Origin of the sequence: Pantoea sp. EKM20T (assembly GCF_011800485.1) — a bacterium.
Lineage (GTDB): Bacteria > Pseudomonadota > Gammaproteobacteria > Enterobacterales > Enterobacteriaceae > Pantoea > Pantoea agglomerans.
On the sequence record NZ_JAALFW010000002.1, the window covers coordinates 197,598 to 211,324 of the forward strand.

General features: G+C 54.1%; 3 protein-coding genes. All 3 read left to right on the forward strand.

Going from position 1 to position 13,727, the window contains the following annotated elements; translation table 11 throughout:
• The first annotated feature begins 146 nt into the window (after window positions 1–146).
• Genes HFD94_RS04005 through HFD94_RS04015 form a run of 3 tightly spaced genes read left to right on the forward strand, consistent with a single transcriptional unit; the run spans window position 147 to window position 13,473 of the window.
• Window positions 147–1,814 (forward strand): ShlB/FhaC/HecB family hemolysin secretion/activation protein, encoded by a 1,668-nt coding sequence (locus tag HFD94_RS04005; protein ID WP_163850217.1) that lies wholly within the window; start codon window positions 147–149, stop codon window positions 1,812–1,814.
• Window positions 1,815–1,829: 15 nt separating this feature from the next.
• On the forward strand, window positions 1,830–13,025 hold the full coding sequence (locus HFD94_RS04010) for a hemagglutinin repeat-containing protein (RefSeq protein ID WP_122888745.1): 11,196 nt from the start codon (window positions 1,830–1,832) through the stop codon (window positions 13,023–13,025).
• A complete protein-coding gene (locus HFD94_RS04015) occupies window positions 13,012–13,473 on the forward strand; it encodes a hypothetical protein (RefSeq protein ID WP_122888746.1) in 462 nt (153 codons plus the stop codon). Before HFD94_RS04010 ends, HFD94_RS04015 begins: the two co-directional genes overlap by 14 nt.
• Window positions 13,474–13,727: the final 254 nt, after the last annotated feature.

The following is a 13,727-nucleotide window of genomic DNA, read 5'->3' on the forward strand; positions in this document are numbered from 1 at the left end:
CTTATAAAACGTTTTATCACCGCTAATTTTACTTTTTGTAAAACCACGTCATTATTTTAAGTCAATAAGGAACTTCCGATTGTTAAGGTGGTAATCTGCACGTCTGTGCTTACACAAAATTTACAATAAGCGTTGTTAATCCTTCGATGAAAATGCCTGAAACAGGGAAGTGGCTGGTTTTCGGAGCCAGTTTGTTTATCAGCAATGTCATGGCTGCACCGGTCACACCGGGTGATCTTGACGTTATTCAAAACCAGCAGCAGCAGCGGTTGCAGCAGGATCAGCAGCAGCGTGACGCATTAACACAGGCGCATCAGGTTGAGCTGCAAAAAACCGAGTCGGCGCCAGCCAGCGGCCCCTGTTTTGAAATCAACCAGATTTCACTGCAACAGGCGAGCTTAATCACGCCTGATACACAGAAGAGACTTGTCGCTCCCTATATCAATCAGTGCCTGAGTCTGGACCGTATTAATCAGCTGGTACGCGCTATTTCAGAGTGGTATGTCCAGCGTGGATATATCACCAGCCGGGCCTTCCTGACAGAACAGAATCTTTCCCACGGGACGTTAAATATCACCGTACTGGAAGGAAAGCTTGAGGCGATTCATTTGCAGGGTGCCAGTGCACGTCAGCTGAACATGGCGTTCCCGACCCGTGCAGGTCGTATTTTAAATTTACGTGACATTGAACAGGGTATGGAGCAGATAAACCGGCTTCGTACTTCGCCGGTTCAGATTGAAATCATTCCCTCGTCTCAGCCGGGCTATTCCATTGTTAACCTGACCAGCACACCTGAGTTTCCTCTGACGCTGGGGCTGAATATGGACAATAGCGGCCAGCGAAGCACCGGCATCGGTCAGCTTTCCGGCTCGCTGGTGGGTAATGACCTGCTGGGTGTTGCCGATCGCTGGTTTGTCAGCGGTGGTCGCAGCAGCGCTTTCAGCGACTGGCGCGATGCGCAAAATTTCCAGGCGGGCGTCAGCGTGCCTTATGGCTATGGGCTGCTGGATTACAGCTATAGCTGGAGCAACTATCACAGCCGCTTTAACGCCAATAGTTTCGACTGGTATAGCAACGGCGACAACATCTCTAACCGCCTCAGCGGCTCGTGGGTGCTGTTCCGCAACGGGCAAATCAAAACTGGCCTTCAGCTTGGGCTGAACCATTACGTCAGCCATAACTGGCTGAATGAGACGCTGCTTCAAAGCAGTAGCCGCAAACTGACCAGTCTGCAGATCGGTTTTAACCATACGCAAAAAATTGCAGGTGGGGTGGCCACTCTGAACCCGATGCTGAGCCGCGGGATGCCGTGGTTCGATGCGGAAAGCGACAAGGGTAAAAGCGACGATTTTCCGAAAGCTGAATTCCGCAAATGGAGCGTCAGCAGCAGCTATCAGCGGCCTGTCACTCAGAAAATGTGGTGGCTCAGCAGTTTTTACGCTCAGTGGTCGCCGGATCGCCTTTATGGCAGCGAACGCCTGACGATTGGTGGCGAGAACTCGGTTCGCGGCTACAAGGAGCAATACCTTTCCGGCGATGTTGGCGGCTATCTGCGTAACGAACTGAATTACTCGCTGTTTACCCTGCCTGCAATCGGCGAGGTCAGCACCACCCTGGCGCTGGACGGCGGGTGGCTCCAGAGCGACAAACAGGATCGCTACGCAGCAGGCACGTTGTGGGGCAGTTCGCTGGGACTTGGCACCCGTAACGCGCATGTCTCCACTCAGCTGTCGCTGGGTATCCCTGTCAGCTACCCCAATTATCTTGCGCCCGATCGCCTCAGCGTTTACGCGCGTGTTGGACTCGTTTTTTAAAAAAAGGCCCCGATTATGGATGATCAAATAAAGCTTTCACTGCCGCGTCGTCTGCTGAGCTATCTCATCTGTTCGCTGATCGCGTTTCAGCCACTGCTGCCCGCCTTTTCTGCGGCGATAGCGCCCGTCACATTAGGGACCAAAGTTGATGCTGCCGGGAATGGTGTTCCGGTCATTAATATCGCGACGCCGAATGCGGCGGGCCTGTCGCATAACCAGTATCAGAATTACAACGTGGGCCAGGAAGGGCTGATCCTGAACAACGCAACCGGCCGGTTGACGCAGACCCAGCTGGGTGGACTTGTCCAGAACAACCCGAACCTCAAAGCTGGGCAGGAAGCCCGGGCCATTATTAATGAGGTGGTGGGTGCCAACCGTTCACAGCTGCAGGGCTATACCGAAGTAGCGGGCAAAGCGGCCAACGTGATGGTCGCTAACCCTTATGGCATTACCTGTAACGGCTGCGGCTTTATCAATACGCCCAACGTTACGCTGACCACCGGTAAACCGCAGCTTGATGCGCAGGGCAATCTGCAATCGCTGGAAGTGACGAAAGGCGCAATCAGCATTGAGGGTAAAGGACTGGATGGCAGCCAGGCTGATGCTGTCTCGATCATCGCGCGCGCAACCGAAATCAACGCGGGCATCCATGCCAAAGATCTTAATGTGACGGTGGGCGCAAACCGGGTTGGTGCTGATGGCAGCGTGACACCCATCGCAGGCGAAGGTGCTGCGCCATCGGTCGCCGTAGATACCGGCGCGCTGGGCGGCATGTACGCCAACCGCATCCATCTGGTCTCCAGCGAAAACGGCGTTGGCGTCAATCTCGGCAATCTTAATGCCCGTCAGGGCGATATGGTGCTGGATGCGCAGGGTCGGTTAAGCGTTAACAACAGCCTGACCAGCGGCACCCTGACTGCAAAAGGTAGCAGCATCACCCTGCAGGGCGAACATAAAGCGGGTGGTAACGTCGCACTGACAGCGCAGCAGGATATTGCCTTAAATGGGGCCTCGCTGGGCAGCGACGCCTCGCTGGATCTCAACAGTCAGGGCAGTATCACGCTTAAAGGCAGCAGCGTTAAAGCAGGCCAGAATGTGCGTCTCAGCGGTGCTAACCTGAGTGTTGATAACAGCAGCAGCGGTAGTGCGGTAGACGCGCTGCAGCTCTCTGCCACCTCTCAGCTGGACAATGCCGGTCAGCTCGCCGCCGCAAAAACGCTCGATATTGAGGCCGCGCAGATCACTAACAGTGGCAGCCTGGCCAGTAATGGTGACGTGCAGGTTCGCACTAACACTCTGCAACAGAACGGTAAGCTGCTGGCTCAGGGTAAAAATACTTTGGCTGTTAGCGAACAGCTGACTAACCGCGATGAAATCAGTGGCAGCAGCCTGAACATTCAAAGCGGCACTCTTGATAACAGCGGCAAACTGATCAGTACGGGTGATGCCACGATCACGGCTAATCGTCTGAATCAGGACGGAATCTTCTCCGCACAGGGCAACGCACTATTCAGTGTTGCGGATACCTTCAGCAACAGCGGCAATCTGGTCAGTCAGCGTCTGCAAATCGATGTCCCGACCCTGAATAACAGTGGCGAGATGGTGAGTCATGGCGATGCTGTGATTAACAGCGATACGCTACAACAAAACGGCTCCATCACTGCACGCGGTGACGCGCAACTGACCGCTCGTGGCAGGCTGGAAAATCAGGGGGCCATCAGCAGTCAGAACGCACTCACCCTGAACAGTGCACAACTACGTAACATGGGCTCGTTAACCGCACCGAATCTGACGCTGATCGCCGCGCAAATCAGTAACGGCGGCCTGCTTCAGGGCTCTAATCAGCTCTCTTTACATGCCGGACAGCTGGATAACCTTGCTGCGGGGACGATCAGCTCCGACAACGACTTTGCGCTCGATTTGCCACAGCTTAATAACAGCGGATTGATCACCAGCGGCAAAACACTGGTAGTCAGCGGCGACCAGCTGAACAACAGCGGGGAAATCAACGCTGCCAGCCTCAGCGCCCGGTACGGGCATCTGGATAATCAGCTGGGTGGCAAACTGCTGGCCAGTGACCCACTCCAGCTGCACGGCGATGTACTGACTAATCAGGGCATCATCGCCGCCGCAACGCTGAATAGCGATGTCAGCCAGGTCAATAACAGCGGAACACTCCAGGGCGACAAGGCAGTATCGTTACAGGGCAGCGGGTTAACCAACAGCGGCACGCTGCTCAGCGCAGGCCAGCTGAATGTGCAACAGCAGACGCTGGACAACAGCGGACTGATGCAGGGCAAACAGCTGACACTGAATGCTGACCGCTGGCAGAACAGCGGCAATGCCCTCAGTGAAGCCGACGCTGACCTGCAAAGCGACACGCTGGCCAATAGCGGCAAGATTCTGGGACAACAGGGCATCGCGCTGAAAGCGAATCACACTGACAACAGCGGCTGGCTGATTGCCCAGGCGCTGACGCTGCGGGGCGACCTGATTAACAGTGGCCTGATTCAGGGTAATCAGCAGATTACGCTGGCAGGCGACCAGCTGGATAATCAGCAGGGCGGACAGTTGCTGAGTGACGGCACCCTGAATGGCAACATCACTTCACTGAATAACCACGGCGCAATGCAGGCCGATCAGATAGCGTTAAACGCGAAGGCGTTGCAGAACAGTGGCACTGTTCGCGCCGGAAAGGCACTGACAGCCCAGGTCGGGGGTGTGCTGGATAACAGCGGAAGTCTGATCAGCCAGCAGCAGATGAATTTACAGGCTGGGGAGATCGATAACAAAGGCACACTGGCGGCGGATAACCTCAGCCTCGGTGCGCCAGTGCTCAGTAACGGCGGTCTGCTGCAGGGCAACAGCACCTTAACGCTGGATCATCAGCAACTCCACAACCTCCAGGGCGGCCAGTTAATCGCCGGAGGACCGCTGACGCTGACGTTAGATCAACTGGATAACGACGGGCTGCTGCAGGTTAACGGTAAGCTTTCAGTCAACGGCAACCGTCTCAACAACAGCGGACGCCTGCTGAGCGATGACCTCGACCTTCAGATTGCCGATACGCTGAATAACAGCAGCACGGGACAGATCGTGACTGGCCAGCAGGCCGACCTGCAGGCACAAACGCTCAGTAACAGCGGCCAGATTGTGGCACAGCAACTCAGCGCCAGCGGTAATACGCTGGAAAACAGCGGGCTGCTTCAGGGCGACACGCTATTGGATCTCGGATTTGCTCAGACCCTCAACCACAACAATGGGCAACTGCTGAGCGGCGATCGACTGATCGTCAAGGGCGGTAGCGTGGTCAATGATGGCAGCTGGCAGGGCCAGCAACTCGACGTCACGCTGGATTCTCTCGACAATCGCGGCAGCCTCAATGGCATCAGCGCTTTGCGCGGTAACATCGCCAGCGATCTGATCAACAGCGGCACGCTGATCAGCCAGGGCAATAGCGACCTGAATGCCACCACGCTGCGCAACAGCGGCAAAATAATGGCGGACCGCCTGGGGGTGCAGGGCACCAGCCTGAACAACGACGGTCTGTTACAGGGCAACACGGCGCTGACTGCTCAGGCCGATAACATCACGCAATCTGCCGGTGGCAAAACGCTGAGCGGCGGAACACTGACGCTGACCGCGGGTCAGCTCAACACCCAGGGAACGCTGCAGGGCGAGCAGGCAACGGTTAACGCTGATAACTGGCTGCATGAGGGATCGCTGCTGGGCAGCAAAGATCTGAACGCCAGCATCAGCAATGAACTGCATAACACCGGCTCGTTGATGAGTCAGAACACCGCACAGGTTACGGCGAACACGCTGAACAACAGCGGCTCACTGCTCAGCGAAGGGGCGATGGTGCTGAACGGTGCCGCGCTGAATAACAGCGGATCGGTGCAGGGCAAAACTCTGACCATTTCACCCGCCAGCGTCATTAATCAGGGCAGCCTGATTGGTCTGCAGGCATTAACGTTTGCCGCTGCGCCACAGGTGGCCGGGCGAATGCTGCTCAGAGCGCTGGCCGCGCCATCACGTCAGCTGATCAATAATCAGGGCGGATCGCTGCTGACGCAGGGCACGCTGAACATCAACGGCGGGGACGTTGTGAATAACGGCAGCTGGCAGGGACAGCAGATCCTGCTGAATGCCCGGCAACTGACCAATAATGGCGCGATCCAGAGTGCGGATGCGCTGCAATTGATTCTGGCGGATCGCCTTGATGCGGGTGCTGGCAGTAAGATTTCAGCGAATGGCACTGCGGCACTGCAGGCACTGACGCTGACCAATCAGGGCGAATGGATTGCCAGGAACCTGACGCTACGGGGCGACACGTTAAACAATAACGGCTCAGTGACCGGTGTCGACGCGCTGACGGTTGGCCTTAACGGTGCACTGACCCAGCAGCAGGATAAAACGCTGCTCAGCGCAGGCAGGCTGACGCTTCAGTCCTCCTCGCTCAATAATGCCGGACGCGTGCAGGGCGGCGACCTGCAGATCACCACGGGCGCGGTTGATAACAACGGGCGCTTACAGGGTGACAACAGCCTGCTGGTCAATGCTGGTGGACGTATCACCAACGGCGGCAATGGCGCCATGATCACGCAAAACGCCCTGACGCTGACCGGGCCAGAACTGTTCAACTATGGCCTGATTCAGGGCAATGGCAACGGTGTCGCGACATTAACCGGTTTAACGCAAAACGATGGCCGGTGGCTCTCGGGTGGCGCGCAGACATTGAATACGCCGCAGCTGAATAACAACGGCTGGTTACAGGCGTCTCAACTCATCCTCAATGCGACTAATGCCAGCAATAACGGTACGCTGCTGGCCGACGGTCAGGGCACGCTGACCGGCAATGGCTTCAGCAACCAGGGCACAGCCCAGGGCGGCAACCTTGAGGTTAATTATCAGCAGGTAAACAACAGCGGCACGCTGCTGGGTAACAACCGACTGAGCGTGATGGGCGCTCAGGTTAATCAGCAAAGCAGTGGGCGCCTGTTCAGTGGCGGCAATTTGCTGGTTCACAGCAATGGCTTTGATCAGACCGGTCAGGTTGTGGCGCTGGGTGATGCCACGCTGGAGATCGCGAATGGTTTTACCGGTCGCGATGTGCTGGCTGCGGGCGGGCGACTCTCCGTCAGCAGTAATGGCGCGATAGACAACCAGGGCACGATGCAGGGTGGGGCGCTGACGCTGAGTGCAGGCGGCGATCTCACTAATAATGGTCAGCTCACTACCGGTTCGGGTGACAGTGCGTTAAGCGGCAACCGCATCGCCATGAACGGGAATGGCAGTCTGCAGGGCGGCGGTAACATCAACTTAGCCAGCCGCAGCGATATTGTCCTGGACGGATTTACCGGTACCCGCGGCAACCTGGTGCTCAGTGCGCCTGGCAGCATCGTTAACAATGCGCTGCTCTATGCGGCCGGCAATCTCTCTCTTTTTGCCAACAGTATTCGTAACCAGCGTGCCGATATGCTGGCAGGCGGCAGTATGTGGCTTCAGGGCGACGCGGCGGGGAACGCTAACGGCGAAGTGATTAATAACTCCGGCACCATCGAAACGCAGAATGGCGATATCACGATTAATACGGGACATTTGCTGAATACAAGGGATGGACTGCATGTAACCCAGACCAGCACATCCTCACCGACACGTGCTGGTGTTGGTGATCCAACGATGAAGATCACCATCTGGCAGTTAGCAGTGGGGGACTATGGTTACTACAACGTGACAATCACTACGCCAAGTACAGGTGGCGGTGGCAATCACTCTGGTTGTGGTTGTTCAGGAGGCTCGACTGTTTCCAAAGATTATTATGCCCCTACTAAAGAGGCTGCTACCCAAAAGTTCGCACTTTCAAGTACTACTGTAGATGTTGTCAGTAATGGCGGTGCAGCGCGAATTGCGTCAGGTAGCAACCTCAATATCAACGCAGGTTCACTGGATAACCAGGCCAGCAACATACTCGCTAATGGTAATGTCTCTCTTTCTGGCGGCCAGCTTAATAATCAGAGCTGGCAGGCGGGTACGCAAAATGACAATCTTGTTTACGAATATAAAGGAGCATTAGCGACAGGAAAAATTGGGGCTGAAAGAACCAGGAATGCCACAAAGGGGAGTGAGTTCACTTATACGCTTACCGGTCACGAAACCACCTTTACGCCTGGCCAGCTCTACCGCGCTGTTATTCAGGCCGGAGGCAATGTCTCTGCTAACTTCAGCGGCGATATCAGCAACACCAACACCACAGCGAATGCTGGCTGGAGTGGTAATACGCTTTCTGCCCCCGCTTTACGCGGCTTAACCGCAGCAGGCACCGCAGGCGCGCAGTCTCATCAGCAACTGGCAACTGCCGACAAAGCCGCAATCAATACGCCACAATGGCGTGATCAGCTCCAGAATGCGTTACAGCAGGTCAATGGCGCAGGTGCGCTGGAGACCGCATCACAGGGCAGCGCACCGCTGACGCAATATGCAACTGCGGGTAAAAACAACACAGCGCTGGGTAAAGCCGTCAACCTGACGAATGCTGCTCAGGGTCCTGCGTCGCTGCATAACTATAAGGCCGCTGAGGTTGATATCAGCGCCTATCCATTACCTTCTGGCGAAAACGGCTACTTTGTTGCGTCGAACACCAATAGCCGCTATCTGATTACCGTCAACCCCAAACTCAATGGCCTGGGCCAGCTGGATCAGAGCCTGTTCGGCGAGCTGAATGCAAAACTGGGCAAACAGCCTGCCACCACGCCATTACAGGAAACGCGCCCTCAATACACAGACGAGAACGCCTTCCTCGGCTCCTCATACATGCTGAGTCGCCTTAATCTGAAGCCAGATTATGATTATCGTTTTCTCGGTGATGCGGCGTTTGATACCCGCTACGTCAGTAATGCGGTACTAAATCAGACCGGTAATCGCTACATCAATGGCCTGGGATCCGATCTCGCCCAGATGCGCTATCTGATGGACAACGCTGCGGCGGCGCAAAAGTCGCTGGGACTGGAGTTTGGTGTCTCACTCTCTGCCGGGCAGCTCGCCTCTTTAGACAAGAGTATGGTCTGGTGGGAAGCCACCACCATCAACGGTGAAACGGTGATGGTGCCGAAGCTCTATCTGTCGACAAAAGATGTGGAGATGCGCGATGGTAGTGTGATTGCCGGTAACAACGTGACGCTGAAAGGCGGGAACATCACCAATACCAGCAGTAGCGTGATGGCCAAAAACGATCTGACTATCGACAGTCAGAACACGCTCAGTAACCTCAACGCCGGTCTGCTTCATGCTGGTGGTGATCTGCAACTTAGCGCACTGAATGATATCAACAACGTCAGCGCGACTATCAGCGGTAAAAAGGTGGCACTGGAGAGCGTTAACGGTGACATCAACAACCTGACCACTTCACAGCTCTGGCATCTGGATGCAGATAACGGTAAGGGTGCGAAGAAATCCTATACCGAAACCCTGAGCGGGCCAACGGCGAGCATCACGTCACTGGATTCTCTGAGCCTTAAGGCGGGCAACGATATTGCCGTCACCGGCGCTAACCTCAAAGCGGGTGGCGATCTGCTGCTGAACGCCTGGAATGATATTGCTATCACCGGGAACCAGAACGTCACTGGCAGCGCACAATCCGGCTTCGGAAACCGCTGGCAAAAAGTTGACCCAACCAGCACAACCACCGTCACCACAGTCGGCAGCCAGATCGCCGCAGGCGGCAATATGGCGATGCAGGCGGGCCACGATCTGACTGTTACCGCCAGCAACATCAGCGCAGGTAAAAGCGCGGCGCTGGCAGCCGGTAAAGATCTTAATCTCAACAGCGCGACGAGCAGCCAGAATGATGTGAAGGGTAAACGTGAAACCCATTCAACCGGGCTGGATCGCACGACGCTGACCAGTGGAGGCGATTTAGCACTTAAGGCCGGACGCGATCTCAATAGCCAGGCGGCAGGCATCGCCGCAGACAAAGACGTGACCTTGCAGGCGGGACGTGACGTCAATCTGCTGGCGGCTGAAACCGGTTCTGGTAATAGCTACAAATCCGGCAAGAAGGTTGAGATTAATGAGTCGGTACGCCAGCAGGGCACTGAAATTGCCAGTGGTGGGAGTACGACGGTTAAAGCTGGACGGGACATGGTCGCGGAAGCGGCGAGAGTAGATGCGCGAGGCGATCTTGCTATCCAGGCAGGACGAGACGTGGCTATCACAACGGCGACCGAAAGCGATTATCACTACGACGAAGATACAAAAGTTAAGAAAAAGCTGTTCTCTAAAAAAACCACGCACACGGTTCACGAGAACTCAGCCACGACTGAACAGTCTTCGGCGTTGAGTGGAAACAATATTGCTATCATCGCCGGACGGGATCTGGGCGTAACGGGTTCCAGCGTGGTGGGCGATAACAATGTTGCACTGAAGGCCGGGCGTGATCTTGCTATCACTGCGGCCACTGAAGAGCAGCATAGCTACAGCCTGAAAGAAACCAAAAAGAGCGGCATGATGAGTGGCGGAAGTATTGGCGTGACCTTCGGTAGCGCTTCCACTCGCCAGCAACTTAATCGCGACGGCACCACCCAAAGCCAGAGCGCCAGCGCCGTAGGCAGCACCGGCGGTAGCGTCACGCTGATTGCCGGTAATAATGCCCATATCGGCGGCTCTGATGTCATCGCTAAAAAAGACATCAGCGTGGTCGGTGGCTCCGTGGATATCGATCCTGGCAACGATCTTATCAGCCGTCGTCAGGTATATGAGCAGAAGAAAAGCGGCTTAACTCTGCAGCTTACCAGCCCGATTACCGATGCCCTATTAAGCCTTGGGGAACAGGCAAAATCCGCCAGCGAGGCGGGCGACGATCGCCTCAAAGCACTGGGTGCGGTAAAAGCTCTGGAAAGTGGCTGGGCGATGTCGGGCGCAAAAACCATGCAGTCTGGCCAGGCGCTGGCCAACGGCAACATGAACCAAGCGGGGATTAAAATTGAGCTCAGTGTCGGCGCGAGTAAAAGTAAATCCTCATCGGAATATAACGCCAATGCCGTTAAAGGTAGTTCACTCAACGGCGGCGGCAACATTGCCGTGGTGGCGACCGGTGCCAACGGCAGCAGCGGTGATATTACGCTCGCTGGCAGCGGCATTACCGGCAAAAATGTCACGCTTGCTGCGGCGCACGATCTCAACCTCACGGCGGCAACCAACAACACCGAACAGAAGAGCAGCAATAAAGCTTCCGGCTGGAGTGGCGGCGTTCATGTCGCGATAGGTAATGAAACAGGTATTGGCATACAGGCCAGTGGCTTTATGGCCAGCGGCAAGGAGAATGGCAAAACCACCGATTACGTCAACAGCCGGGTGAACGCCAGCAATGACCTCACCCTGAGCAGCGGCAACGACACCGTGCTGTCTGGCGCGCAGGCTCTGGGTAACCGGATTGTTGCCGATGTAGGCCACGATCTGACGATGACCAGCCTGCAGGATACCGATGATTATCAAAGCAAGCAGCAGAGCGCCAGCGGCGGCTTCAGCTTCACGTTCGGCAGCATGACCGGCTCCGCTGGCCTCAGTCTGAGCCAGAGTAAAGTGAACAGTGAGTATGCCAGCGTCGGCGATCAGAGCGGCCTGTTTGCAGGGAATGGTGGCTATGACATCTATGTTGGCAACCACACCCAGCTGAATGGCGCGGTGATCGCCTCAACGGCGCAGTCCGCGAACAATGCGCTCTCCACTGGTACGCTGGGCTGGTCTGACATCGACAACCACGCTTCTTACAAAGCCAGTAGCTCATCCATCAGCATGGGTGGGGGTAACGAAGATAATAAAATGTCAGGCGGTGCGATACCAACCTCTGCTAATACCCATGGCAGTGCCTCTGGCACCACCCGTTCAGCCGTGGCGGACGGTACCATCACGGTACGTAACGGTCAGGCTCAGACACAGAACGTCGCAGATCTGAGCAGAGATACCGACAACGCCAACGGCCATATCGACAAGATATTCGACAAGGATAAGGTCGCACGCAAGCTTGAGTTTGCACAGGGAATGCAGGAGCTGGGGCAGCGTGTAGCAGGCGATGTCAGCAGCTACAAAATGCAGGCTGCTGAAGATGAAACCAGAGAAAGGTTGCTGAAAGCAAACCCGCAATATGCCAGTTATTCCAAAGCAGAATTAAACAATCTCATTGTAAATGATGCGGGCTATAAGGCCGTGGCAGAAAAGTGGGGCACTGGTGGCAGCTATTCCATGGCAGCAGCAGCGGTAACTGGTGTGCTGGGTGGCCTTGGCGCAAGTAACCTCGGTGCAGCTGCAGCAGGTGGAATGGCGCCTTACATCGCCAATAAAATTAAGCAAGCTACCAGCAAAGTTGTCGACGGACAGGAGCAGACTAACGTCCTGGCTAACACCATGGCTCATGCGGTCGCGGGTGCCGTACTGGCGCAGCTTGCGGGGAACAACGCAACAGCGGGTGCAGCGGGTGCTGCGGGTGGCGAACTGATGGCCAGAGCTATCCTCAACTCAATGTATCCCGGCAAGCAGGCCAGCGAACTGACGCAGGAAGAGAAGCAGGTTGTCAGCGCACTCGGCCAGCTGGCTGCGCAACTGTCCGCGGGAGTGGCTTCTGGTTCTGTTGAAGGTGGGATTCAGGGCGCGGTTGCGGGTAAAAATGCGGTTGAGAATAACGCGCTGAGCTTTGGTACGGGTATGAACAGCTACGGTGCGGCAGTAAAATCCTGGAACCAGTATGCGGAAGTTAATGGTCTTACGCCGGAGCAGAAACAGGCAGGGCTGAATCGTATTGCTGTTGGCGAAGGGCCTTCCTGGGGTACTGAGTATAAGGTTAAACCTAATGGAAAAGTTGAGGTTTCAGGTGGTGTGGGACTTGCTTTGAAAGGAGGATCTGAGATTAATAATGATTACTTATCTATTTCTTCAGGATACACTAAAGAATTTGGTATTAAGGCTGGAGCTTCGATCGGTATTGACTTTGGCCCATATTTCCCAGGATTGTTTGGAGACTTAAATCGTGATTATTCAACTAGCATAGGTTTTGGTCCCGGTTCTGTAGGAATGTCTGGCGGAAAAGATGGAATTGGTATTTCCTTTTCTATTGGACCAAGTATTGGTTTTACAGGTTCTGCCACTGGTTCTCATGACGAAAAATTAGATCTGAACGGTGACTCTACTAAGGAAATATATCACTATGATTTCAAATGATATTATTTTAAATGCATCATCATTTATGTTATTGTTTTTTTTATTTTTATGGGGTGGGTGTTTTTTTATTTTTGTTTATAGGAATCTTGGTGGCGCTAAGGTAGGTAAGGATTCCTTGCTCTATTTCAATTATATGTTTTTTAAACGAGATGTTTTATCAAATTGCGCATTGGTTTTTCTTGTTCTTGGATATATGGCGGCAGCGATAGCTGAATATAGAAGGGTGGCCGATGACTTATTGTTAATATCTAATTTGTCCGGAGGCTTTTCATTTCTTCTCTTTGCACTCTATGGAAAGTATTTTCACCAAGGATTAACTGATGATGAAAAACCATTTTATTTTCTTAAGGTTTTTTTGATAAAGTCAGACCTATCCTTTGGCTCGATTTTTCTTTGGCTATCAAGACTGGCGTATATAACATGGCTAATTGTATTTATTAGCAATTAAACAATGTAATAGGAAATAATATTCTGGGAAGTGATTATGTTGAGTTGCAGCCATTAACATGGCAATCGCCCGGCATAATTCATTGCATTAAATGCAATAAAGCCTGGTGTTATGGATGATGAAAGGAATGTGATGGGAGCAAGCGGCATTGTTGCTGGCAGTAGTAAAGGATCGACAAAACCAGTCAATACAAATCAAGAGTCTGCTATTTTTAATAAATATTAATAATAAAGTAGATATATTATGGAGAATAT

Excerpts from the sequence above, each read along its gene's own strand:
- HFD94_RS04010 (WP_122888745.1), top strand. The coding sequence starts at position 1,830 with ATGGATGATCAAATAAAGCTTTCACTGCCGCGTCGTCTGCTGAGCTAT.
- HFD94_RS04005 (WP_163850217.1), top strand. The coding sequence starts at position 147 with ATGAAAATGCCTGAAACAGGGAAGTGGCTGGTTTTCGGAGCCAGTTTG.
- HFD94_RS04015 (WP_122888746.1), top strand. The coding sequence starts at position 13,012 with ATGATTTCAAATGATATTATTTTAAATGCATCATCATTTATGTTATTG.